Source organism: Pararhodobacter sp., from assembly GCF_034676545.1.
Lineage (GTDB): Bacteria > Pseudomonadota > Alphaproteobacteria > Rhodobacterales > Rhodobacteraceae > Pararhodobacter.
In genome coordinates this window covers 2,970,976-2,994,478 of sequence record NZ_JAUCBZ010000015.1, presented here as the reverse complement: position 1 = coordinate 2,994,478, position 23,503 = coordinate 2,970,976, and the positions used below count along the sequence as shown (strand labels likewise).

Below are 23,503 nucleotides of genomic sequence, written 5' to 3'. Positions count from 1 at the left end.
CGGCCCGCCCGATAGCAGGCGGGCCGCACCGGGATTACTCGGTGTAGGCCGCGACAAAACCGGCGGCATTGCCACCGACCGCGTCAATCGCCTCGGAGACGATCCCCGAGAAGGCCTCGGTCATCGAGGCGATCTGTGCGGCATCCATCGTCACGATGGTGACCCCCGCATCGACCATATACTGGCGACCATGTGCCTCGCCTTCGTCCCACATGGTGCCGAACCATTCGGCGCGATCGGGTCCGGTGGTGGAATCGATCAGTGCCTGATGCTCGGGGGAAAGCCGGTTGTAGGCGTCATCGCCCATGATCACCGCGAAGGTTGCGGCGGCGAGGCCGGGTTCGAGCGAGTATTCCGTCACCGGCGCCAGATCAAAGGACATCGTGGCCTCGAAGGGGAAAGAGGCGCCGTCAACGACGCCGCGGCTCATCGCATCCGCCGCTTCGGCAGGGGGCACGGGCACCGGCGAGGCGCCCAAGGCTTCGAGGATTTGCTGCCATGTGGTGCCCGCGTAGCGGATGCGCAGGCCGCGCAGGTTGTCGAGGTTCGAGGGGTCGGTGCTCGACAGATGGATTTTCAAGGGCGGCGTGACCGCCATCCACAAGATCCGCGTGCCCTCGTATTCCGCCGCCAGATATTCCGGTGCGAGTTCGGTGAGACGGCGCGAGGTGATGGCGCTGTCGAGCCCTGCCGAGGGATGGGTCAGCGGCAGGCCGGCGAGTTCGGTCATCGGAAAGCGGCCCGGTGTTGCGCCGTTGAGAATGACCGAGATATCCGCCCCGCCCGAGCGCACCAGATCGAACTGGCGCGGCGGCGGGCCAAGTTGTCCGGCGGGGAATATCTCGACGGTCAATTCGCCGTCGGTGGCCTCGGACAGCTCTTCGCCCCAAGCGGCCAACGCGCGGTTGAAGGCGTGATTGGGCGGCACGAAGGTCGAAATGCGCAGCGTTTCCGCCATCGCTCCGGCGCTCATACCCGCAGTGAGCGCCGCCGAAAGCCCCAGCGTCAGGGCCGTGAGTGCGGTCAAAGTCGTCAGTCTCATAGTGTCCTCCCTTGGTGTGTGGTCTTGTCGTTTCGTGTCGATGTCGGTCTGTCGGGTCGCCCCGATCAGCCGGTGAGGGCCTCCCAGCGATGCCGCAATTGGGGCCAGTGTTTGCTGCCACCGGCGCGCATCATTTCGGCGCTGCCCGCAGGCACATGCGCGGCGATGGCGGTGGGATAGGCGGGGGTCTCGCGCCATGCCGCCAGCCACGGGCCGACGCGGGGGAATCGGGTGGTCCATAGACCCGCCATGCCCAGCCGCTCGAGCCGGTCGATATAGGCCACCAGCGCGATGTCGCGAAGATCGAGCGCTTGGCCTCCCAGCCACGGCGCTTGGGCAAGGGCTGCGTGCAGATCGGCCAGCGTGCGGTGCAGATGAACCAAAGCTTGCCCGACGTAGATCGAGCCCAACCCGTTCAGCAGCAGATCCTTGCGTTTGGCCCCCATCACCGGATCGGGGAATTTCGCGGCCAAAACGTCAATCTGCGCGGGTGTCTGGCTGGCCAGAATGCTCTCGCGCATGGCGGTGGCAAAGCTGAGCGTGTTGATCGCCGCATGAATAGCAAGACAGCGCAGCAGCCAGCTTTGCGCATTGGTCTTGTCCGCCCGGTCCGCGGGCATCAGCGCCGCACCGTTGTGTTCGCGGTCGAGGTATTCAAGGATCAGCGAGGATTCGGTGACCACCAAATCCCCGTCCACCAGCGTCGGCACCACCGCGTCGCGGTTCAATTGCAGATAGGCCGGGTCGAATTGCTCGCCCTTTTGCAGGTTGAGGACGCGGCTGTCATACTCGAGCCCGATGACCGCCAGCCCGATCCGCACCTTTTGCGAACAGACGCTGGTCGGGGCGTGATAGAGGGTCAGCATAGTTGCTCCTTTCACGCTCAGAAATTCACCCGGTCGCCGCCCTTGAGGCCCAGCATCTCGCGGGCCTCATCCGGGGTGGCGATGGTGTTGCCGAGGTCTTCGAGGATCCGGCGCACCTTGGTGACCTGCGCGGCATTTGACTCGGCCAGTTCGCCGCGCGCGATGAACAGGCTGTCCTCCAGCCCGACGCGCACATGGCCGCCCATCTGGCTGGCGGTCACCGCCATCGGGATCTGCGCGAGACCCGCCGCCAGCACCGACCAGCGGTACTCCGCGCCGAACAGCTTGTCGGCGGTGCGTTTGAGGAACACGAGGTTTTCCACATCCGCGCCGATACCGCCCATGATGCCCATCACGAATTGCAGGAAAATCGGTGCCTTGAAATGCCCCTGATCGGCCATCGCCTTGAGGTTATAAAGGTGGCCGACGTCGTAAATCTCGTGCTCGAACTTGATCTGGTCGGGGGCGAGGGTCTCGGCGGCTTCCTTGATATCCTTGAAGGTGTTGCGGAAAATATTGCCCTCGGAGCCCGCGACATAGGCTTTCTCCCAGTCGAATTTCCAGGTTGTGTAGCGCGCCGCCAGCCCGTGAAAGCTGAAGTTCAACGAGCCCATGTTCATCGAACACATCTCGGGTTTGAAGGTCAGCGCGGGTTTGATGCGGTCTTGAATCGAGGCGGTCAGCGAGCCACCGGTCGAGATGTTCACCACGGCATCGGTGGCCTGCTTGATGCGGGCCAGAAACGGCGCGAAATCATCGGGGTTGATCGACGGTGCGCCGGTTTTGGGGTCACGCGCGTGCAGATGCAGGATCGAGGCACCCGCCTCGGCCGCGGCAATCGCCTGCGTGGCGATCTGGTCGTAGGTATAGGGCAGGGCGTCGGACATGGTCGGCGTGTGGATCGCGCCGGTCACGGCACAGGTGATGATCGTCCTGGGTTTGCGCGCCATGGGTCAGGCTCCTTTGGTCAGACCGGTCACCCGGCGGCTGAGGGGGAAAATCTCGAGGTTGTAGCGGTCGCGCAGGAACCCCCAGAGGCCGCGCGGGGCCTTGAGCATGATGACAATTGCCACCAGCCCCAGCGCGATCAGATAAAGTGTGCCCAGATCGGCCATGGTCTCGCGCAGCGCAAAGAACACCAGCGTGCCGATGATCGGCCCTTCGATGGTGCCGATGCCGCCGATCACCACGATAAAGATGACAAAGGCGGTCCAGTCGTTGACGCTGAAGGCCGCATCCGGCGAGATCCGTAGTTTTTGCAGGAAGATCAGGCAGCCGACCAATGTGGTCAGCCCGCCGACGACGACATAGACGATGAATTTGCTGCGCCAGATATCAATGCCGAGGCTGCGCGCGGCGACCTCGTTGTCGCGGATCGCGGTCAGCGCCACGCCTTGGCGCGAGCGCAGGAACAGCACCACCGCACCAATCACCAGCACCGCGACGCCGAGTGCGAGCCACCAGGCCATGGCCTCACGGGCCGCGCGCCCATCAGCCATGCCGCGCACGATATCCGCGGACAGCGACGTGCCCGATCCGCCACCCAGCGCCGAAACCTGTGCGAAGCTCAGCCGGAAGACCTCGGCCATGACCCAGGTGCCGATGGCGAAATAGGCGCCGCGCAGCCGGAAGATCAGCACCGCCACCGGTGCGGCGATGACTGCTCCCGCCAGCGCCGCGAGGGGTAGGGCCGCATAAGGGTCGATGCCCGCCAGCATGGTCAGCGCAAAGAACAGATAGCCGCCAAGCCCGACATAGGCCTGTTGGCCGACCGACACGAGACCCGCATAGCCCGCCAGCAGGTTCCACAGGGTTGCCAGCGACATATACAGCGCGATCTCGCCCATCAGTCGCAGATCCGCGCGCCCCGCCCACCACGGGGCTGCAATCAGCGCGATGAGGATCGGTGCCAGCAGGATCAGGACCACTGTCGACAGGCGGGTGCGGCGGGTAACTGTAAGAGTGCTCATCCGTCAATCCTTGGAAAGAGGCCACGGGGCCGGATCGCAAGGATCGCGAGAAACACGAGATGCCCTGCCAGAATTTGGAAACCGGGGTTGATTTTGGCGCCGAGGGTTTGCGCCACGCCGAGGATCACGCCTCCGGCCAAAGTGCCCCACAGATTGCCCAGACCGCCGATGATTACCGCTTCAAAGCCGAAGATCAGCCGCGCCGAACCGGCGGCAGGATCAAAAGAGGTGCGCATGCCCAAAAACACGCCCGCCAACGCGGTGACCGCCAGCGACAGCCCCATCGCCAGCCCGAAGACATGCGCGCGGTTCAGCCCCATCAATTGGGCGATATCCTGATTGTCCGAGGTGGCGCGAAAGGCGCGGCCAAGGGCGGTGCGGTAGAACATCCATTGCAGTGCCGCGATCACCACCACCGCCGTGGCAAAGACGATCAGCGGCATCACTCCCAGCGCAATCGGGCCAAGTGCCACGCTGGCGGTCTCGATGGCGCCGCCTTGCAGCTTTTGCGGATCGGCGGAATACCCCGCCAGCAACGCGTTCTGGATGATCACCGACAGACCAAAGGTCACCAGCAAGGGCGGTAGCAGGTCATCGCCCATGGTCCGGTTCAGGATCGCGCGTTGCAGCGTATAGCCGACCAGCGCCATGCCCGGCACGACAATGACCAGCGCCAGCAGGGGATGCAGCCCCAACGCCGTGGTCACGGTCAGCGCCAGATAGGCCGAGAGCACGATCAGATCGCCATGGGCAATATTGACCAGCCGCATCACTCCGAAAATCAGGCTCAACCCGGCGGCGAAGAGGGCATAGAGCCCGCCCAGCAACACGCCCTGGATAACAGCATTGATCCAATCCATTGGCTAAACCCCGAAATATGCGCGCGAAATATCGTCGCGCGATACAGATTGAGATGGGCCTTCAAGCGAGACGCGGCCCTCTTGCAGGCAGTAGACCCGTTTCGAGACCGAGAGCGCCTTCGAGATGTCTTGCTCGACCAGCACTGCCGTCAGACCTTCGCCGACAATGCCGGGCAGGGCCTCATAGATCTGGCGGATGATCACCGGCGCGAGGCCAAGGCTGATCTCGTCCATCAACACCACATCGGGGTTCGACATCAGCGCGCGGCCAATCGCGACCATCTGCTGCTGCCCGCCCGATAGCGAAGTCGAGGCCTGATTGCGGCGCTCTTCCAGCACCGGAAACAGCCGGTAAACGCGTTGCAAATTCCACGGCCCCTTGCGGCCCGATTGCCCGCCGATGATCAGGTTTTCCTCGACGCTCAGCGACGGAAAGAGCAGACGGCCCTCGGGCACCAGCGCGATGCCCTGCGCGGCAATCTGGTCGGCGCGCATCGCCCCGATCGGGGTGCCGCGCCAGAGCACCGACGCAGGCGCATTGCGCAACAGCCCGCTGATCGAGCGCAGCAGCGTGGTTTTACCGGCGCCATTCGCGCCAATCACCGCCACGACTTCGCCGGCTTCGACGCTCATCGAGAGATCATAGAGCGCTTGGAAATCGCCGTAATGGGCGTTGAGCCCGTCGATGGTCAGGATCGGATCAGGCATCGGCATCAAGCCCCAGATAAATCTCGCGCACGGCGTCGGATTGCATGATTGCCGTGGGTGCGCCCTCGGCGATCTTTTTGCCGAAATCGATCACAATCAGCCGGTCGACAACGGCCAGCAGCGCATGCACGACATGTTCGATCCAGACGATCGACACGCCGGTTTCGCGCACATCCTTGATGGTCTGGATCAGCGCGTGGCATTCGTGTTCGGTGAGCCCGCCCGCGATCTCGTCAAGCAGCAGAACACTGGGCTTGGCACAGAGCGCGCGCGAGAGCTCCAGCCGCTTGCGCTCGAGCAGGGTCAGGCCACCGGCCTTGACGTTGGACTTGGCCAGCAAGCCAGTGCGGTCGAGCACCTCAAGACACAGCCGGTCGGCCTGTGTCGACGAGAGCCCCGCGCCCTGTGTGGCAGCGACATAGGCATTTTCAAACACGGTCATATGCGCAAAGGGTTGTGGCACCTGAAAACTGCGCGCGATACCGGCGCGGCAGCGGCGTGCGGCGGACCATTTGCTGATCGTCTCGCCGTTGAGCCGGATCACACCGGCATCCGCAGCAAGATTGCCGGTGACCAGATTGAACATCGTGGTTTTGCCCGCGCCGTTCGGCCCGATCACCCCCAAGGCCTCGCCCTTGTCGAGGGTCCAGCTTTGGTCATCGGCGACAACCACCGCGCCAAAGGCTTTCGTCACACCGTTGAGTTCCAGAATTACCGACATCAAACCCTCTGCAGTAAACCACGCCGCCCGGCCACCGCCGGACGGCATTTGCGCGTTACGCCAGCAACATCAATTCGCCGGTGGTCGGGATCTCGGGCGCGTGGGAGTTGGCGACGATCTTCAGATCAATGCCCTCGCCTTCACGCTGCCATTGACCGGCGACCAGAGGTGTTTTGGTGACGTTCGGCACTGGCCCGTTCGCCCAGTTGATCGGTCCGACAATCGAGTTGATATCCGTCGTGCGGATCGCCTCCAGCAGGGCGTCGGGATCCTCGAGATCCTCGGAGCGCGCAACAACATCGGCGACGACCTCGAAGAGCGCGTGTTTAAAGCCGATCGGCTGCGTCCACGGGCGGCCGGTGGCGGCGGTGAACCCATGCGCGAGATCGGCGGCACTGGCGCCGGTCAGGGATGAGGCGAAGGGATGGTTGGGCGACCACCAGACCTCGGACGAGAGGCCAATACCGCGGTCCCCCAAGCCCTCGATCACCGAGGGGAACAACAGCGCCTTGCCGATGGTCACGATCTTCGGCGCAAAGCCTTGTTGCGCGGCCTGCGCCCAGAAGGTGCCGAAATCCGGCGCGATCATATTGCCGGTGACAATCTCGCATCCGGCCTCTTTGAAGGCGTTGATATAGTTCGAGAAATCATCCGACATCGGCTGATAGCGACCGGGATCGATCAGGTTGTAACCGGCCTCGGCCAGCGGCGTGGGCAAGCCATTGACCGGATCGCCCCAAGCGTTGCCATCCGCATCATTGGGGAACAATCCACCGATTACCGGCGCCACCCCTGTGCCGCCCCACATATCGAGGAAGGCGGCGATCACATCCTCAAGACCCCAGAAAAAATGGAAGGTATTGCGAAAGCCCTCGGCAGGATTGCCGCCGCGGCCAAAGAAATACGGCTGCCACGGGCAATCGGTGGTGATACAGGGAACGTCGTTGATCTCGGCCTGATCCGAGACCGGATTGACCGTGTCCGGCGTCGAGGCCGCGACGATGATGTCGACCTCATCCTCGAGGATCAACTGGCTGGCCACTTCGGCGGCGCGGTTCGGGTTCGACTGGCTGTCCTTCGAGATCACCTCGATCGCCCAAGTACGGCCGTTGTTCTCGATTCCGGCGCTGAACCTTTGGGAAATCGCCTCGAGCACATAGTCATCGGCTTCGGCAAATCCGGCCAGCGGGCCGGTGCGCGGGCTGACATGGCCGACTTTGAGCGTCGGTGTTTGCGCATAGGCACGACTGCCGCGCAAGATTGCGGGCGCGGCCAGCAGCGCCGAAGTGCCGGCAAGAAACCGGCGGCGGTTGATGGTGCTACGGTGTAAGGATGTCATGGTCTCGTCCTCCCCAGTTCGAGATGGTTGGAAATGGCGCGGAGCTGCGCCTAGTCGTCGAGTATTCCGTCCAGTTTGCGCAAATGCGTGGCAACACGGTTGCGCAGCGCGTCAGCCTGTTCCGGTGTCCATTTGCGGAACCCTTCGCCGGTTTTCATGCCCAGTTTGCCCTCGGCGACGAGGCGTTGCAGATAGGGCGAGGGGCCTTGGCGGCTTTCGAGATCGGCCAGCACCGTGTTGTGGATATCCAGCGTCAGATCGGTGCCGACCAGATCGGCATTCTCCAGCGGTCCCAGCACTGACAGGCGGCGGCCAAAGCAGGATTTGATCACCGTATCGACGGATTCTGCATCGCAAATCCCGCGCTCGACAAGGCTGATCGCCTCACGCCAGAGCGCATGTTGCAGGCGGTTGCCGATGAATCCGGGCACGTCCTGCTCGACGCGCACCGGTGTTTTACCGGCGTTTTCCAAGAGAGCGACCATTTTACGCATGGCGGTGTCATCGGTCCAACGGGTGCGCACCACTTCAACCAGCGGGATCAGATGCGGCGGATTCCACCAATGGGTGCCAAGCGCGCGGGATTTCAGCCGCAGATCGCGCATGATCTCGGTGATCGGCATCACCGAAGTGTTCGAGGCCAGAATTGCCGACTCGGGCGCGTGGGCCTCAACTTCGGCAAAGATCCGGCGTTTGAGGTCCATTTTCTCGGGCGCCGCTTCAAAGACCACATCCGCCTGTGCCACGGCCTGCGCGGTGGTGTCGAGAACCTCAACCAGATCAAGCGTCTGCGTGATCTCGCCTTCGGCATGCCCCAACAGCCCCATGCTGGCGCTGATCCGGGATTTGACCGAGGCGCGGGCCTCGGCCACGGGATCGGTGATCGCCACCGGATATCCCGCCCGCGCAAGTGTCAGGGCAATCCCGTGGCCCATCAGCCCCGCGCCGATCACCGCAATCTGTTGTGCGCGCGCGCTCATCCCTCAACCCGCCGTATAGCCACCGTCGGCATAGAGGATATGCCCGGTGTAAAAATCTGAGGCTTTCGAGGCGAGAAACAGCAGCGGACCGGCCAGATCCTCGGGTTCGCCCAAGCGGCCTTTGGGAACGCGGGCCAAGAACCCCGCACGGACGGATTTGGCGTGATCGTCGTCGCCGAACATCCATGCGGTCAGCGGGCTGCGGAACACGGTGGGGGCAATTGCATTGACGGTGATGCCAAGCGGCCCCAACTCGCAGCCCAGCGATTTGGTGATCCCGTCCACCGCCGCTTTCGAAGCGCAATAGGCGGTATAGCCCGCCGGATGCCCCAGGAGCCCGCGCGCCGAGCTGACCAGCACAATCTTGCCCGAGCCCTGCGCTTTCATCTGCACCGTGGCCGCCCGCGCCAAAAGCCAGCTTTGGGTGACATTGGCATCCATCACCTGCGCGAATGTCTCGGGTGCCATCTCGTCGATCTTGGCAACTTTATTCATCCCCGATGCCACCACCAGAATATCGAGCGCGCCGAACGCCTCGACGGCTTTGGCCACCAGCGCGTCACAGGCCGCCTCGCTGTCGGGGCGGGCGTTGACCTCGATGACCTCGGCGCCGCCTGCGCGACACGCCTCGGCCAGTTCGGCCAGCGCCGCGGCATTGCCCGCGGCAAGCACCAGCTTGCAGCCCGCGCCGCCCAAGATCCGCGCCGCCACCGCGCCAAAGGCGCCCGATGCGCCGGTGATCAGCGCGATCTTGCCGCGCACATTGAACAACTCGAGAGGGTCGGGCAGGGTCATGGCGTCACTCCGGGCGGGTAGGGGATCACCACCAGCATTGTGCAGGTGTGATTGCTGCGGTTTTCGATGGTGCGGATTTCACCGGCGGGGATCGTGCAGCTGTCGTATTTGCCAAGTACGGTCTCGGTGCCGTCGATGATCACGGTCATCTCGCCTTCAAGGACGACATAGACTTTCTCAAAAGGCGTGCTGTCCGGCCCTGCGCCGCCTGCGGGCAGGAACTGGCTCAGGCCAACCCATTGATTTTTGGGGCCATCCGGTTCGAACCCTTGCAACCGCAGCCCATGGCAGCCGAAATGGTTCGGCGCTTCATAGGGGGCGGCGTCCTGAAAGTGTTTCACATGCATGGGCCAGACCTCCCCTTCCGGCTTGTGCTTCATCTTGCGGAAAATACTCCGCGGGGGTGCGGGGGGCGCGTAGCCCCCCGCCGGTCGGATCGGGCAAGGCCCGATCCGACATGCCTCAGATCGCCTCGCCCGCTTCGATGCGGAAGTTCTGGCTTTTGTCGATCATTGCGACCAGCCGCACGATACAGCCGTCGCCGCGGTCCCAGTTCCAGGGGAAGAAGGCAAAGGTGCAGCGTTTGCCGGTGACTGCGTCCAGATCGCCGCCGACATTCTCGATCCCCATAATGCCATTTTTGAACAGCACGTTATGCACCGGCTCCCACTCGGGAAATGCGTCCTTCCAATCGACACCGCCGGACCATTCCTTGTATTCCTCGGCCAGATGCGGCAGTAGCGGGCCGTTGCGCTGGGGGCCAATTGCGGTGGCCAGCGGGTGGTCATTGGCTTGGGTGTCATGACCGACAACCTTGACGCCCTTCTCGACCATCCATTCGCCCGCCGATTTCACGAAACCGGGGCAATAGGCGAAATAGTCTCCATCTTCATAGTGTTTGTGCCAGCCGGTGTTGATGATCAGCACATCGCCTTTGCGGATCACATGACCGCAGGCTTTCTCGAGATCCTCGGCGGTGATCGGCTCCCATTTCTTCTTGGGCAAGGCGACCACGATCCCCGAGCCGAAGAAATGCGGCAGCGGCACTTCGTCGATAAACGGCGTGCCCTGCACGACATGGGCGGGCGCGTCGATATGGGTGGTGGCGTGCATCGTGGTGGTGATGCGCTGCGAGAGCACGCCGGATTTCGCCATATAATGGATGCGCTCGATTTTGGTATCTTCGAAATACGGCCAATTGGGGTTTTGAAACCCGAACCGGTGGCTGAGATTGTAGAACTCCAGCCCCATGCTGTTGTCGAGATTGCCCTCGAACTCGATCCCGCGAACTTTCACCATGACGATTTCCTCCTCGAATGTCGTGCGGTGTGGGCAGTGCAGTTGCGCCCCTCCCAGTTCATGATACGATACGGATGCACCGCATAGCGGTCAATACAGATTCCGCTGTTTGTACCGTATTGCAAAGTGATGATTGATTGCTGTATTGCCTAGTGAGACACTTGTAAGGACTTAGCCGATGAACGACCAAGCAACCGCCCGCTCCGGCATTCAAGTCATCGCCCGTGCGGCGGCGATTCTCAGGGTTTTGCGCGATGATACCGACGGGTTGTCGCTTGGCCAGATTGCGGAACGGGTGGAATTGCCCCGCTCTACGGTGCAGCGAATCGTTGGCGCGTTGCAGGCCGAGCGCTTGGTGATTGCGTCAAGCTCGGGCGGCAGCATCAGATTGGGACCCGAGATCACCGCGCTCTCGGAGGCGACGCGCTATAATGTTGTCGAGGAATGCCGTTTGCACCTGTCGGAACTGTCGCGGCAATTGGGCGAAACGGCGGATCTGTCGGTCTTGCGCGGCGCGGCGATGATTTTTCTCGATCAGGTGCCGGGTATGCACCGGCTGCGCACGGTCTCGTCGGTGGGGGATGCCTTTCCGCTGACCACCACGGCCAACGGACGCTCGGCGCTGTCGCTGCTGCCCGAGGATCAGGCGCGCAAGCTGGTCGAGGATGAATGGCAACGCTGGCACAAACGCGGCGACTGGCCAGCGTTTGCCGCGCTTCTGGCACAGGTGCGGGAAACCGGTCTGGCATGTGACAGCGACGAGCACACCGAGGGGATTTCCGCATTGGGCGGGGCGCTGCGTGATCGCCACGGCGAGATCTATGCGATCTCGGTGCCGGTGCCCTCGCAGCGTTTCGTGCAAATCCGCCCCCGGATCGAAGAGGCGCTGCTTGAGATGTTGGCGACCTTGCGGGTGCAATTGGCGTATTGAGGCCGGCAAGGGCGCTGCCGCAGTCTGCGCGCGCCTTGTCCGCCGCGCAGCCGGTTGATCGGCAGTGGGCATGGCTGGCCGCGCGAATGTGGTCTTGGTCAAAAACGGTCGAAACTCGGGTCCGAGAGGCGCAGCCTTTGGCGTGGCGCGTCCTCATTCAAGCGCCATGCCTGTCGGGTAAAGCTGCGCCGGCCGCTGGTGTGCATCGGGTCGGCCTGGGCAAGTTTGCGCGCCGCCTCGATCGTCTCGGCGCGGTCGATGATCAGCCCCGCGCCGGGCATGCTGGTGCCGGTCGGATCGGACAGCGGACCGGCAAGGAATAAGGCGCCGCGTGCCTCGAGGTCTTTTTGGTAGGCCAGATACGCGACCAGCAATTCAGGCGGGGGCGGGCCGTCCTTGGCGGGGCTGGTGATACAGGCGAAAACCTCGAGCGCGAGGCTTCCACGCTCGCGGCAGGCAATCTCGTCGTCGTTCCAATTCTCCGCGTCTCTCCCTCGCATGATTTGCGCAGCTCCCCCTGACCAATTTACGCGGCATCGAGATCCGGGATTTCTCGGCCAAGATCGTGCGGTTGGCGCTGATCATCGCGGAATACCAACGCGACGTGACCTATCGCGGCCAGAAAGAGCCACTGGCCGAATTCCTGCCGCTGGACGCGCAGAACTGGATCACCTGCGGCAACGCCTTGCGGATGGATTGGCTGTCGATTTGCCCGCCCATGGGGACGGGGGTGACGTTTCAATCCGAGGATCTGTTTCAAAGTCCTCTGGATCAGGCGCAGATTGATTTCGAAAACGAGGGGGGAACTCGCCTTACAAAGGCGGAACTGAACAGGAACCCGATCAAAAAGACGATATGAGGTCTCTTTTCGATGGCGATTTCAATTCTTGGAGGTCGTTAGACCACATACTCGGCTTTTTTCTCAAGGCAAGACACGATCTGGATTTTACCGAGTGCCCTGCGTTTCCGACAATACCGCCAGAACGGCAAACATTGGAATATTTATGATGCCGATGGGCTTGCCGGGTCAAGCGGCGCTATTGGCACGGTTTGTGGATCGGCGGCGAACTCTGGGTCCGCCGCCGGAGAAAGTGCGGATTTTTGCCTCAGGCGGAGTGAGCGGCCAAAGCCTCTGCCGCCTCTTTCTCGAGCATTTCCTGGATCTTCTTGCGCACGGTGATCGCGGGTCGGTCAGAGCGCACGAGGAATTCCCGTTGCAACGCCGCCGATGCCTCCAGACGCCGTTCGACATCTTCGATGGTCTCCACATCCTGCGCCCGGATTTTGATGTCAGACTCTTGCTGCATCTTGTCCAGCGCCGCATCGCCCAAACGGAAGTTGCGCGTCGAGAAGCCGAAGTAATGCGTCGAGTTTTCCGTTTCAGGGGTTATCCCGTGCAGGATGAACAGCGACCCCAGCCCTTCGGGCACGGGTTCGCCGTTGTCGAGCTTGATCGTGATCGGCAGGCTGGTGCGTATAAACTCCGGCCCATAATAGTCTGACAATGCGAGGAAATCTGACATGCCCTCGAACTTGGTATCAGGGCCAAAAATATGCACATGGAACGGTGTGTGAGGCGATTTCGCAAAGCGTGACACGCGGTAGCTGATGTCGCGCTCTTCGGTTTCGATTTTAGGGGCTTTCATGGCTTCGCCGCCCGGAACATGGTGGTGCACATAGGGCAGGTGGGTGAGATCCATCAGATTGTCGATCAGCAACTGGGCACGGCCCTTGATATGATAGTAGTTCTCGGAGCTATAGTGCCAGCCGTCTTCGCCAAGGCCAAAATCGGCATAGGGTGGGATCACCGCGGGATCGGCCTTGTCGGGGTCGCCCATCCAGATCCAGCACAGCGGTCCACGCTCGACAATCGGATAGGTCGGCTGGCAGAATTTCGCGGGCGTGCTTTGCGAGGGGATGTTGGAGCACCAGCCGTCGGCCTCGAACACGAACCCGTGGTAGCCACAGGCCAGCGCGTCGCCCTCTAGCCGTCCGGTGGCCAGCGGTGCATAGCGGTGCGGGCAAATGCCATACATCGCAACCGGATCGCCATCGAGTTTGCGATACATCACGACCGGCGTGCCCAGAAACGTGCGTTCCATCGGATCACGCGAAATCTCGTTCGAGAATGTCGCCATCTACCAGCGGTTGCGGACGATCCCGGTAGGGGTTGTGAACGGGTAAACGGCGGTTTTTGAGGAGTTCGTCATGGGTCTCTCCTCCAGTTTCGGGGCGGTGGCTTAGGCGATCGCGTTTTCGGCGCGTTTCATCGTCTGGTGCTCATCTTCCTTCAGGCCAATCTTCCAGTAGCCTGAAATATAACAATCTTCCTTGGGCAGCTTGCGATCCACCAACAAAGCCTGCCGCAGCGTCTTGATCACGCCGCTTTCGCCCGCAATGCAAGTCTGAACGACGCCTGCGGGCCAATCCAGCGCCGCAACCATCCGGGGGATTGTCTCGGTCTGAACATGGGGGTCGGCGTTGACGATCCAGTGGGTTTCGATGCCCGGTGGAATGCGGAAATGCTGCCGGTCGGTGGGTGCCATGATCTCGAAGATCGCGGTGCCGGTGGCGTCCTCGGGCATGGCCTCGAGGGTGGCGGCGGCGAGTGGCAGGGCGGACATATCGGCGATGATCAAATAGCTGTTGGCGTAGAAGGACGTCACCTTGACCGGGCCAGGCCCGCCAAAACCGCAGAAATCACCCGGCTTGGCCCGCGCAGCCCAGGCGGAGGCTGGCCCCTCATCGCCGTGATAGACAAAATCAATGTCCATTTCCTGCGCCTTGGCGCGCAACTGGCGCACGGTATAGGTCCGCACGACAGGGCGTGGCCCGTCTTGAAGCTGGCGTTCAAACTCGTCCCGGCTCTGGCCCTCGGCAGGCAGGAAGATCTTGCAGTTGGCCCCGCGGCAATTCGGATCCATCGCGGCAATCTCCGGCCCGGTCAGCGTGACGCGGATCATGTTCGGTGTCAGGTTCCAAGCCTTGAGAACGGTGAACAGTTTTGGTTTTCTGCTGGACATACAGCCCCCTTAAGTTCGACGAGAGAGTGCCGCGAGGCGCTACATTGTGGACGGCAGCCAAAGGGCCAAAGCCGGAAACGCGACCAGCAGGATGATCTTGAGCAAATCTGCCAGGATGAACGGCAACACGCCGCGCATCACCGTGGATAGCTGCACGTTCGGGTCGATGCTCTTGATGATGAACAGGTTCATCCCGAACGGCGGCGTGATCATGCCGATCTCGACCACTACCAGCATCAGAATTCCCCAGAACAGCATGTCATACCCCAGATCGAGGATGATCGGCGTGACCACGGGCAGCGTGATGATCATCACGCCAAAGCTGTCCATGATGGATCCCAGCAGCAGGTAGATGATGATCAGCAGCGTCAGAATGAAAATCGGCCGTGCGTCGATGCTGGCGATCCAGGCGCTGACCATCTCGGGGGCGCCGCCCATGTTGATGAAAAAGGCGAAGGATAGGCCACCGAAGATCAGCGCATAGATCATCGCGGTCGTGGCGGTTGTCTCGGAGAACACCCGCAGGATCGCGCCGCGGTTCAACCTGCCGCGCAGCAGCGCCAGCAAGAACGCCCCGACCGCACCAACAGCGGCGCTTTCGGTTGCGGTGAACAGGCCGCCATAGAGGCCCCCGATCACGACGCCAAACATCAGGACAACCGGGAACGAGCCCTTGAGGGCGGGCCACAGATCGGACAGGCTGCTGCCGTTCGCTTCGGGGGCCGCGTTCGGATCCCAGCGCACGATCACAAAGACCGCGCCAAAATACAAAAGCACGGCCAGCGCCGCCGGGATCATCGCCGCGACAAACAGATCGCCGATGGATGTTTCGGTGAGCAGCGCAAACAGGATGATCACGCCCGATGGCGGAACCAAGGCACCCAAGGTGCCCCCTGGCAACGCTGGCCGTCGACAGGGTCGGCGCATAGCCGGCCTGTTTCATCGCCGGGATCGCCATGCGCCCGAAGGTCGCCGCCGTTGCAATCGAGTTGCCCGACACCGCGCCAAACCCGGCGCAACCGGCAATCGTGGCATAGGCCAACCCGCCGCGATACCGGCCCAGAATGGCCTGTCCAAGGCGAAACAAGTCGTCAGAGACACCGGCAGCCACGGCAAATGCACCCATGATCAGGAACATCGGCAGGGTCGCCACCTGATCATCGCGCAGGAAACTGGCAGCATCGCCGGCAAAGGTGTTCATCGAGGCTCCGGCACCCAGAAAGGCCGCCGTGCCGCAGATGCCGATCATCGCCGTGACGGTCGCCAAGGGCAGTTGCAAAAGCACGGCCATCCACAAAAACATGAAACCCATGATCGCGGCTTGGCCCGGGTGCATCATGGCATAGTCAGAATAGCCCCGAAAATCGAGCGCCGCCCACAGGCCGATCCCGATCACCGAAACACAGAACGCGACAAGGACCAGCCAGACTGCCTTGTGCGTGCGGATGGTGCTGGTGGCGGTGCGCACCTCGGTCAGGTCTTCGATGACATTGAGGACTTGCACCGCCGCCGAGAGAAATGTTGCCAGCGAAATGGCGTAATAGGTCGGTGCCAACGGCAGTTGCAGCAGCGATGTCGCGCGCCCCTGGTCCGCATAACGCCCCGCCAACCCGAAGATGCGCCATGCCAGAATGGCAAAGAAGAGGAACAACATCACCGAGCCGACAACCTTGAGCCAGGCGGTCAGTTTCGGGCCTGTCATATAGCCGAGCAGGTCGATTTTCAGGTTCACCCGATTGGCAGCCCCCGCCGGAAGCGTCATGGCAATGGCGATGGCGAAAATCGTCGACATGATCTCGTTCAGTGCGAACACCGAGGTTCCCACCAGCCAGCGGCTGAGCACGTCGAACACGATGACCATTGCACCCAGAAGTGCCGCAGAAATCGAGAGGATCGAGATCACGCCTGTGACCTTTTTAACCCAACCAAATCGCTGAATAATGTCGATGTTTTCCACCAGCGCCTCCCTTGCAGCGTGTGTGATTAGGCATTCAGAAGGGCAATGGGCCTGCACCAGCCTGCCGAGCCTTTTGCGACTTTGACCGGCAACGCGATGATCTCGAAGCCGGAATCCGGCAGTTTTTCAAGATTGCCCAGCTTTTCCATGTGGCAATAGACCGTGTCCGCGCCGGCCTTGTGGCCTTCCCAAAAGATCGACCAGTCGCCGGTTTCGCGCGCGCGGTTGGCCTGACCCATCAAGGGCGGATCCCAGCTCCAGGCATCGGTGCCGCAGACGCGAACGCCGCGTTCGGCCAGATACAGCGTCGCCTCGCGGCCCATGCCGCAGCCGGTGGCGACATAGTCAGGCTTGCCATAGCGCGCACCTGCCGCTGTGTTCACCAGAACAATATCCCCCGGTTGCAGGGTGTGGCCGATCCGCGCCAGCTCGGCTTCAACCTCGGCGGCGGAAATCGTGTGGCCATTGGGCCGATCGCGGAAATCCAGCTTTACACCCGGCCCGATGCACCATTCCAGCGGCACTTCATCAATGGTGATGGCGCGTGCGCCGCCGTTCATCGTGGGGTGATAATGCCACGGCGCGTCCATGTGGGTGCCGTTGTGCGTGGTCAGAACGCAGCGTTCGACCGCCGCACCGGAATTGTCACGCAGCGCGCCTTCGGGAAGGTTGAACATCTCGCGGAACTCTGCGGCCCCGGTGATGTGATCCACATAGGTTATCTGAGGCCCCAATCCGGGTGGGTCGCTGGCGATTTGGTCCGTCAGGCTGACCGCAAGATCAATGATACGTCGTGTCATGGTTCTATCGTCCCCGAAGTTTGGGTCATCTTGGTTCCATGAGCGCCCCACAAAAGGCACCCGGTTTATTCTGTCAGAAAAATCTGCCCGCCCTCGATGAGGATGGCGAGCGGCCGCAGGGCCTGTCCGGCGCAGGGCCCAACCTCGCAAAATCCGTCCTCAATCCGAAAAAGCGCGCCGTGCGATGCACATTGAATGCGGTCGCCCGTGCCGTTCAGAAAGGCGTCGGTCTTCCATTCCAGCGGCGCGCGGTCGTAATGCGGGCAGGTGTTCGTATAGCCAAAGACGCGATCCCCTTGGCGCACCAAAAACCCCTGAGCCCGACCTCGGTTGTTGGGCAAGACACCCTTGGATCCGCCATCAGGGATGTCCTTCAAAGAGCACAGGCGCTGTCTGACCGGGCGCACCATCAGCCTTTGCCGGGAGGCGGCCCGCCCGGTGCCCATTTTTCGACGTTCTCGAACAAGAACATCTGCGAGTTTTCCTTGTTCAGCGGAGCCTCGCGGTTGATCCAGTCACCATCATGGTGGTCCATGTCGGCGTCGTATTCCATGTGCGTGCCAAGCGGCGAATTGAAATACCAGAACCAGTTTGAGCCGAACTTGTGCCGCCCTGGGCCCCAAAAGCTGGTGTAGCCTTTTTCCACCATGCGCGAGCCGGCCAGCATCAGGTCGGTCGGGCCTTTCATATGGAAGGCCAGATGCTCCAGCCCCTTCATATGCGGTGGGGTCTGGATCATGAACAGAACGTGGTGATCGTTGTTCGCCTGTGGCCTCAGGAATGGGCCGGTATTGGTGAATTTGTCTGTAATAACAAAGCCAAGGCGGTTGATGTAGAAATTCGCCATGGCGTCCATATCAGGCACGAAATAGACGATATGGCTGAGCGTGCGTGGCTTGGCCTCGGCGTCCTGGTCCGCGGCAACGTCGTTCGGCGCGCGCCCCGGTTTCGCCCCGGGCGAGTTGATCAATTCGGCGGGCAAATCCAGAGGAATGCGCCGGGTGATCCGAAAGGCGATCTCGAATCCGGCGTCGTCCTGGGTGTAAAGCGTGCCGCTGTCATCCTTGTTGACGGTGCGATCCGTGGACAACTCGGCCTCGATCGCGTCCAGCGTGGCTTGATCTTCAACACCCCAGATTGTCAGGCGCAGCAGGCTGCCGGTGCCCAAGGCGGCGGGCAGCGCAGGGTCATCCACCGCGCGCAGCGTCAAGGCTGTTTTGTCCAGTGCCTCAAACCGGCCGTTGCCTGCGTCGGTCAGACCATAGTCTGACAGGAACGTTGCGCAGGCGTCGACGTTATCGACACCAAACACCAATTCATCCGGGCCAATAATCCGCATCACTTGCCTCCTTCGTTGTCATTCCTCAGGTGTAGCCAATGGCGATGCATGTGGGAAATTGTATTACTCAATGTCACCTATGGATTATTGAAATGCACACGCCTGCGCGCTACGATGAGTGTGGGAACAGTGGGAGAGCATCAATGCGGTTCAAAAAGCTTGATCTGAACTTGTTGGTCGCGCTGGACCACATGATTGAGCTGCGCTCGGTCTCTGCTGCTGCGGAAAAAATGTTCATGAGCCAGTCGGCCATGTCCAATGCGCTCATGCGATTGCGCACCTATTTTGACGACCCGCTCTTGGTGCAAGTTGGCAAGAAAATGGAGCTGACCCCACGCGCAGAGGCAATGCGCGCGCCCGTCCGCGATATTTTGTTCAGGATCGAAGCGACGATTTCCTCGCAGCCAGAGTTTGATCCCACAGTGTCTACCAGAGAGTTCAGCATCCTCTTGTCAGATTACATGATGCGGGTGCTGATGCCGATTGTGTTTCGCACGCTGAACGCACAAGGGGCCAAGGTCCGGTTGAACTTTGGCCGCCGGCACACTCGCCGCAGGTCATGCTTGAACATGGCGAAATAGACCTGCTGATCACGCCGGATGTCTTTGTGACCGAAGAGCATCCGTCGGCCTTGTTGTTCGAAGATAAATACGTCGTCGCCGCCTGGAAAGACGGCAAATACGGCAACGTCACGATGGACAAGGCGACCTACGAAGCCGCATCGCATGCGATCATGTCACTGCCCAATGCCGCAAAGTCAGGCGAGACGTATATGTTGGCGAAACATGGGGTCACGCGGCGTGTCGATGTTCAGTCCTATTCATTTTCGACGCTTCCGCATTTAATCACTGGCACCGACCGCGTGGCGACGATTCATGCAAGCCTTGCACGCGTGCAGGCCGCTGCGAACGAGTTGGTCATTTATCCGATGCCCATCGACTTGTCGCCTTTGCGTATGATGGTTCAATGGCACGCGTACCGCGACAATGATCATGGGATCATCTGGTTGCGCGATCTCCTCAAGAATGCGGCGTCGCAAATCCGCTGAGTATTGATATAACAGATAAGACCGATTGTTCTTTTCAATTTTTCAAATGCGTTGACCTTCCCTACTGTCGTGGCAACCAGAGGGAGGCTTTGACGTGCACATTTCTTCAGCATTGATTGTGGGTGGCGGCATTGGCGGCTTGACGGCTGGCATTGCGCTGCGCCGCAAAGGCATTCCGGTCGAGATCATCGAGCGTGATCCGGACTGGAGTGTGTACGGCGTTGGCATCATCCAGCAACTGAATGTGGTGCGCGCGATGGATCAGATCGGTGCGCTCAAGGATTTTCTGTCGCGTTCGCAAGGGTTTGACAGCACGACCATTTTTGCGGGGCCAGAGGGCAAACAGGTCGCCAAGTTCGACACACCGCGCCTTGCCGGGCCAGAGTATCCGTCGAATGTCGGAATTCGACGCACGGAATTGCAAAAGGTTCTGGCCAACAAGGCCGCCGAAGTGGGCGCCAAGGTGCGTCTTGGTCTGACGGTGGCCACGATGACGGAGGATGGCGACGGCGTGGACGTCACGTTTTCTGATGGCACGGCGGGGCGCTATGACGTGGTGATCGGTGCCGATGGGCTGTTCTCGCAAACCCGCCGCACGATTTTCCCCGATGCCCCCAAACCGCGCTACACGGGGCAGTGGGTCTGGCGTTACAACTTGCCCCGCGTGCCGGAACTTGATGGCATCCATGTTTTCGCCGGACCTTGCAACGCCGGGCTGGTGCCGATGTCAGCCGATCTGATGTATATGTTCCTGGTCACCCAAGAGGCCGAGAATTTCAAACAGCCGGTGGCTGGCGCGGCCGAGGCGATGCGCACGCGTGCCGCCCGGATGGCCCCGCCACAAGTGGCCGCGCAGTTGGTGCATATGACCGATGACGCGGGCGTCGTGGGGCGTCCGATGGAGGTCATCTTGCTGGAAGGGGAGTGGCACAAGGGCCGCGTCGTTCTGCTGGGCGATGCCGTGCATGCGGCGACCCCGCATCAAGGGCAGGGTGCTGGCATGGCGATCGAGGACGCGCTGGTTCTGGCCGATGAACTCGACGCCGCTGACACGCTGGAGGCTGCTTTCACCGCGTACCGCACCCGCAGGTGGCCGCGTGTCGAGCAGGTCGCCAAGACCTCGCTGATGATCGGTGACGCGCAGATGGGGAAAATTCCGCCCGTTGATGTCGGTGCGCTGACCGCCAAGACCCTCGCCCTTGTGGCGCAACCCATCTGAGACAAGGTGACACCCGATGGCCATGTTTGACTACTTCCCGAATTATGTCTGGAACCTCTCGGTCTCCATCGCGATGGCCAGCGGTGCGGAACTGGGCGAGATCATGGACATGTGCCAGCCATTATTGGCCAAGGCGCAAGCTGGTGAAGATGCCGGCACGATGGATTTCATGCGCGAATGGATGAAGGTCGCGGATAAACTGGTGGATCTGGCGTCCGAGGACGAAGCCGAGGGGCGCTTGCTGTCTGCCGGGCCAAAGCTGCAACGCGCCGCACTTTACTATTTCACGGCCGAGCGGATGCAGGGTCACGGCCATCCCGGCCGCATGGAAACCTTCGACAAGGCGCTGGCCGCTTTCGCCAAGGGCACGCAGTTTTCGCGTGACAATGTCGAACGGGTGTTGGTGCCTTACGGTGATCTGCACTTGCCGGCGCTCTACACCCGTGCCGAGGGCGTTGACGGCCCGGCGCCAACGGTCGTCTACCTCAACGGCCTCGATAGCTGCAAAGAGCTGCTGTATTGGTCGCGCCTGCCACACGCGCTGGCCAAGCGGGGGATTTCCACGCTGTGCGTCGATCAGCCGGGCACCGGGGAGTCGCTGCGCAAACTGGAGCAATACGCGCATTTCGACAGTGAAAAATGGGGCACGCCGGTGTTCGATTTCCTCGGCGCGCGCGACGATGTTGATGAAAACCGCATCGGTATCACCGGCATTTCGCTGGGCGGGTATTATGCGCCGCGCGTCTGCGCCAACGAGCCCCGCTTTGCGTCGGGCGCGGTTTGGGGGGCGAACCACAACTGGGCCGAAGTGCAGCAACGCCGTCTCAAGCGTGAAGGCGAAAACCCGGTTCCGCATTATTGGAAACACGTCGAATGGGTGTTTGGCGCCAAGGATAGCGCCGAGTTTTTCCAAAAGGCCGAGGGCATGAACCTGAACGGCCAGATGGAGAAGATCCGCGTTCCCTTTTTGGTGACACATGGCGCGCAAGACCGGCAAATTGCGCTCGACTATGCACACCAAAGCTATGACCAGCTGGTGAATTCACCCAAACGCGCGCTGAAGATTTTCACCCCGCGCGAAGGCGGTGTCGAACATGTCGGCGCGGACAACATGAGTTTCGGGCGCGACTATATCGCCGATTGGTTCGCGGAAACGCTGGGTGGACGGACTTCGTGACGATCCCAGTTTTCCGGCGCACAATTACACGGAGTAACCTATGAAACTGACCACATTGCCCGATGGAACCCCAGACGGTCGCCTGCATGTTGTAAGCCGTGATCAGCGCCGGATTGAACCCGCGCAAGGGGCGCAGACGATGCAGGCGCTGCTGGAAAACTGGGACGGGTTCGCCCCGCAGCTTGAGGCGCAATATGCCGCGCTGAATGCAGGCGGTGGCGCTGATTTTGACGCGGCACAGGCGCTGGCGCCGCTGCCGCGCGCGTGGCAATGGCTGGACGGATCGGCCTATGACAGCCACGGCGATCTGATGCAAAAAGTCTTCAAAATGGACCCGACGCCCAAGGGCCGCCCGCTGATGTATCAAGGCATGTCGCATCAGTTCCTGGCGGCCACCGCCGATGTTCCCCTGCCGTCCGAGGCGGATGGCATTGATTTTGAGGGCGAATTCGGGGTGATTTGCGATGCCGTGCCGATGGGCACCGATGCCGCAACCGCACAAGGTCACATCCGCCTGTTGGTGCAGATCAACGATTGGTCTTTGCGCACACTGGCCCCGATCGAGATGAAAACCGGCTTTGGCTGGGTGCAGGCCAAGCCCGCGTGCTCGGTGGCGCCGGTTGCCGTGACGCCAGACGAGTTGGGCGAGGCGTGGCGCGACAGCCGCGTGGACCTGCCGCTGATTGTCGATCTGAACGGCGCACGTTTCGGCGCGGCCGAGGGCTACCCCATGTCGTTTGGTTTTGATGAACTGGTGGCCCATGCCGCCCGCACCCGCGTCTTGGTGGCGGGCACGATCATTGGCTCCGGCACGGTCTCGAACGAAAATTTCCGCGAGATCGGGTCGTCATGCATCGCCGAACGACGCGGCATTGAACTGCTCGATCTGGGCGCTGCGCAGACGCCCTACATGCAGTTCGGTGACCGTGTCCGCATGGAATGCCGCGCGCGTGACGGGCAGCCGCTGTTCGGGGTGATCGACCAAGCCGTTGTTGCGGGCGGGTCGTAATTCAGGTGTCTCGCAAGACGCGGTCAAAATATCCAAGGATCACATTGGCGATCCTGACCGGCAGCGCGTCGGGCCCGGTTGGGTCGACATCGGCTTGCGGGCCATCGAACATGGCACGCGCGATCTTGAAGGCATCAAGGGTAAGGATTTCTATGCGGGGATTGGGCAAACGCCCGGCAAACAACAGCCGAAAGAACTGGGCAGAGGTGTCGCGAATGGCGGCCTCTATCTCGATCAACTCGGGGGTTCGCGGCAGGCGTTCTTCCTCTTCCTCGAGGATTCGCGACAATCGAGTCGAGGGCCTGTCCCGTGCCAACGCATGGATCAACACCGCTACCGCCTGTTCGATCGCCATGCCGGCTTGCTCGGCGATGGCGGTGGTCGTGAACTCCGCCCGTCCACGCGCCTCAAGCACGCGAA

27 protein-coding genes and 2 pseudogenes are annotated in these 23,503 nt (G+C 61.6%); 8 read left to right on the top strand and 21 right to left on the bottom strand.

The features are described from left to right. Nucleotides 1-34 precede the first annotated feature (34 nt). The 12 genes from VDQ28_RS18090 to VDQ28_RS18035 form a co-directional block, all read right to left on the bottom strand. Nucleotides 35-1,042 (bottom strand): TRAP transporter substrate-binding protein, encoded by a 1,008-nt coding sequence (locus tag VDQ28_RS18090; RefSeq protein ID WP_323037255.1) that lies wholly within the window; start codon nt 1,040-1,042, stop codon nt 35-37. A gap of 65 nt (nt 1,043-1,107) precedes the next feature. Further along, nucleotides 1,108-1,908: a glutathione S-transferase family protein gene (locus VDQ28_RS18085; RefSeq protein ID WP_323037254.1), complete on the bottom strand. Its 801-nt coding sequence runs from the start codon at nt 1,906-1,908 to the stop codon at nt 1,108-1,110. Nucleotides 1,909-1,925: 17 nt separating this feature from the next. Next, complete coding sequence (locus VDQ28_RS18080) at nt 1,926-2,858, bottom strand: 3-keto-5-aminohexanoate cleavage protein (protein WP_323035430.1); 933 nt, start codon at nt 2,856-2,858, stop codon at nt 1,926-1,928. 3 nt (nt 2,859-2,861) lie between these two features. Further along, on the bottom strand, nt 2,862-3,878 hold the full coding sequence (locus VDQ28_RS18075) for a branched-chain amino acid ABC transporter permease (RefSeq protein ID WP_323037253.1): 1,017 nt from the start codon (nt 3,876-3,878) through the stop codon (nt 2,862-2,864). Beyond that, nucleotides 3,875-4,738: a branched-chain amino acid ABC transporter permease gene (locus VDQ28_RS18070; RefSeq protein WP_323037252.1), complete on the bottom strand. Its 864-nt coding sequence runs from the start codon at nt 4,736-4,738 to the stop codon at nt 3,875-3,877. Before VDQ28_RS18070 ends, VDQ28_RS18075 begins: the two co-directional genes overlap by 4 nt. Before the next feature lie 3 nt (nt 4,739-4,741). Beyond that, a complete protein-coding gene (locus tag VDQ28_RS18065; protein WP_323037251.1) occupies nt 4,742-5,446 on the bottom strand; it encodes an ABC transporter ATP-binding protein in 705 nt (234 codons plus the stop codon). Then, the gene (locus tag VDQ28_RS18060; RefSeq protein WP_323037250.1) at nt 5,439-6,167 is read right to left on the bottom strand and encodes an ABC transporter ATP-binding protein; all 729 of its coding nucleotides are present in this window, start codon (nt 6,165-6,167) and stop codon (nt 5,439-5,441) included. Before VDQ28_RS18060 ends, VDQ28_RS18065 begins: the two co-directional genes overlap by 8 nt. 55 nt (nt 6,168-6,222) lie before the next feature. Next, nucleotides 6,223-7,506, bottom strand: a complete 1,284-nt coding sequence (locus VDQ28_RS18055) for an ABC transporter substrate-binding protein (RefSeq protein WP_323037249.1) — start codon at nt 7,504-7,506, stop codon at nt 6,223-6,225. Nucleotides 7,507-7,556: 50 nt separating this feature from the next. Beyond that, nucleotides 7,557-8,486: a 3-hydroxyacyl-CoA dehydrogenase family protein gene (locus VDQ28_RS18050; protein WP_323037248.1), complete on the bottom strand. Its 930-nt coding sequence runs from the start codon at nt 8,484-8,486 to the stop codon at nt 7,557-7,559. 3 nt (nt 8,487-8,489) lie between these two features. Continuing rightward, a complete protein-coding gene (locus VDQ28_RS18045; RefSeq protein ID WP_323037247.1) occupies nt 8,490-9,281 on the bottom strand; it encodes an SDR family NAD(P)-dependent oxidoreductase in 792 nt (263 codons plus the stop codon). Further along, the gene (locus VDQ28_RS18040; protein ID WP_323037246.1) at nt 9,278-9,628 is read right to left on the bottom strand and encodes a cupin domain-containing protein; all 351 of its coding nucleotides are present in this window, start codon (nt 9,626-9,628) and stop codon (nt 9,278-9,280) included. Before VDQ28_RS18040 ends, VDQ28_RS18045 begins: the two co-directional genes overlap by 4 nt. A 115-nt stretch (nt 9,629-9,743) precedes the next feature. Continuing rightward, nucleotides 9,744-10,580 (bottom strand): cyclase family protein, encoded by an 837-nt coding sequence (locus tag VDQ28_RS18035; RefSeq protein ID WP_323037245.1) that lies wholly within the window; start codon nt 10,578-10,580, stop codon nt 9,744-9,746. Between the two features lie 178 nt (nt 10,581-10,758). On the opposite strand from VDQ28_RS18035, the gene VDQ28_RS18030 reads away from it, so the two are divergent. Beyond that, the gene (locus tag VDQ28_RS18030; protein WP_323037244.1) at nt 10,759-11,511 is read left to right on the top strand and encodes an IclR family transcriptional regulator; all 753 of its coding nucleotides are present in this window, start codon (nt 10,759-10,761) and stop codon (nt 11,509-11,511) included. 98 nt (nt 11,512-11,609) lie between these two features. On the opposite strand, the gene VDQ28_RS18025 is transcribed toward VDQ28_RS18030, so the two are convergent. After that, on the bottom strand, nt 11,610-12,011 hold the full coding sequence (locus VDQ28_RS18025) for a YciI family protein (protein WP_323037243.1): 402 nt from the start codon (nt 12,009-12,011) through the stop codon (nt 11,610-11,612). Between the two features lie 5 nt (nt 12,012-12,016). On the opposite strand from VDQ28_RS18025, the pseudogene VDQ28_RS18020 reads away from it, so the two are divergent. Then, nucleotides 12,017-12,441 (top strand): annotated as a pseudogene (locus VDQ28_RS18020) (DNA methyltransferase); the annotation flags it as partial. Nucleotides 12,442-12,617: 176 nt separating this feature from the next. On the opposite strand, the gene VDQ28_RS18010 reads toward VDQ28_RS18020, so the two are convergent. The 4 genes and pseudogenes from VDQ28_RS18010 to VDQ28_RS22670 form a co-directional block, all read right to left on the bottom strand. Next, the gene (locus VDQ28_RS18010; RefSeq protein WP_323037240.1) at nt 12,618-13,649 is read right to left on the bottom strand and encodes an aromatic ring-hydroxylating dioxygenase subunit alpha; all 1,032 of its coding nucleotides are present in this window, start codon (nt 13,647-13,649) and stop codon (nt 12,618-12,620) included. 102 nt (nt 13,650-13,751) lie between these two features. Continuing rightward, entirely contained in the window at nt 13,752-14,534 is a 783-nt protein-coding gene (locus tag VDQ28_RS18005; protein WP_323037239.1) for a siderophore-interacting protein, read from the bottom strand. Nucleotides 14,535-14,573: 39 nt separating this feature from the next. Beyond that, complete coding sequence (locus VDQ28_RS18000) at nt 14,574-15,419, bottom strand: TRAP transporter large permease subunit (RefSeq protein ID WP_323037238.1); 846 nt, start codon at nt 15,417-15,419, stop codon at nt 14,574-14,576. Nucleotides 15,420-15,447: 28 nt separating this feature from the next. Further along, nucleotides 15,448-16,347: pseudogene (locus VDQ28_RS22670) on the bottom strand (TRAP transporter large permease subunit); the annotation flags it as partial. On the opposite strand from VDQ28_RS22670, the gene VDQ28_RS17995 reads away from it, so the two are divergent. After that, nucleotides 16,295-16,471 (top strand): hypothetical protein, encoded by a 177-nt coding sequence (locus VDQ28_RS17995; protein ID WP_323037237.1) that lies wholly within the window; start codon nt 16,295-16,297, stop codon nt 16,469-16,471. The pseudogene VDQ28_RS22670 and the gene VDQ28_RS17995 overlap by 53 nt on opposite strands. Nucleotides 16,472-16,517: 46 nt before the next feature. Here the strand turns inward: VDQ28_RS17995 and VDQ28_RS17990 are convergent, their stop codons facing one another. The 3 genes from VDQ28_RS17990 to VDQ28_RS17980 form a co-directional block, all read right to left on the bottom strand. Continuing rightward, nucleotides 16,518-17,291, bottom strand: a complete 774-nt coding sequence (locus tag VDQ28_RS17990) for a cyclase family protein (protein WP_323037236.1) — start codon at nt 17,289-17,291, stop codon at nt 16,518-16,520. Nucleotides 17,292-17,356: 65 nt separating this feature from the next. Further along, nucleotides 17,357-17,701 carry a Rieske (2Fe-2S) protein gene (locus VDQ28_RS17985; protein ID WP_323037235.1) on the bottom strand — a complete coding sequence of 115 codons (345 nt, stop codon included), beginning with the start codon at nt 17,699-17,701 and terminating at the stop codon, nt 17,357-17,359. Further along, nucleotides 17,701-18,630, bottom strand: coding sequence for a VOC family protein (locus VDQ28_RS17980; RefSeq protein ID WP_323037234.1), 930 nt, complete (start codon nt 18,628-18,630; stop codon nt 17,701-17,703). Before VDQ28_RS17980 ends, VDQ28_RS17985 begins: the two co-directional genes overlap by 1 nt. A gap of 38 nt (nt 18,631-18,668) precedes the next feature. Between VDQ28_RS17980 and VDQ28_RS17975 the strand changes: the two genes are divergently transcribed. From VDQ28_RS17975 to VDQ28_RS17955, 5 genes are all read left to right on the top strand, one after another. After that, entirely contained in the window at nt 18,669-19,211 is a 543-nt protein-coding gene (locus tag VDQ28_RS17975) for a LysR family transcriptional regulator (protein WP_323037233.1), read from the top strand. Next, nucleotides 19,190-19,678 carry a LysR substrate-binding domain-containing protein gene (locus VDQ28_RS17970; RefSeq protein WP_323037232.1) on the top strand — a complete coding sequence of 163 codons (489 nt, stop codon included), beginning with the start codon at nt 19,190-19,192 and terminating at the stop codon, nt 19,676-19,678. The genes VDQ28_RS17975 and VDQ28_RS17970 overlap by 22 nt, the downstream gene beginning before the upstream one ends. Before the next feature lie 94 nt (nt 19,679-19,772). Further along, on the top strand, nt 19,773-20,897 hold the full coding sequence (locus VDQ28_RS17965; protein WP_323037231.1) for an FAD-dependent oxidoreductase: 1,125 nt from the start codon (nt 19,773-19,775) through the stop codon (nt 20,895-20,897). Between the two features lie 16 nt (nt 20,898-20,913). Further along, a complete protein-coding gene (locus VDQ28_RS17960) occupies nt 20,914-22,074 on the top strand; it encodes an alpha/beta hydrolase family protein (protein WP_323037230.1) in 1,161 nt (386 codons plus the stop codon). A gap of 40 nt (nt 22,075-22,114) precedes the next feature. Beyond that, the gene (locus VDQ28_RS17955; protein ID WP_323037229.1) at nt 22,115-23,083 is read left to right on the top strand and encodes a fumarylacetoacetate hydrolase family protein; all 969 of its coding nucleotides are present in this window, start codon (nt 22,115-22,117) and stop codon (nt 23,081-23,083) included. A gap of 1 nt (nt 23,084) precedes the next feature. Here VDQ28_RS17955 and VDQ28_RS17950 read toward each other — a convergent pair whose 3' ends face one another. Beyond that, entirely contained in the window at nt 23,085-23,498 is a 414-nt protein-coding gene (locus tag VDQ28_RS17950; protein WP_323037228.1) for a hypothetical protein, read from the bottom strand. Nucleotides 23,499-23,503: the final 5 nt, after the last annotated feature.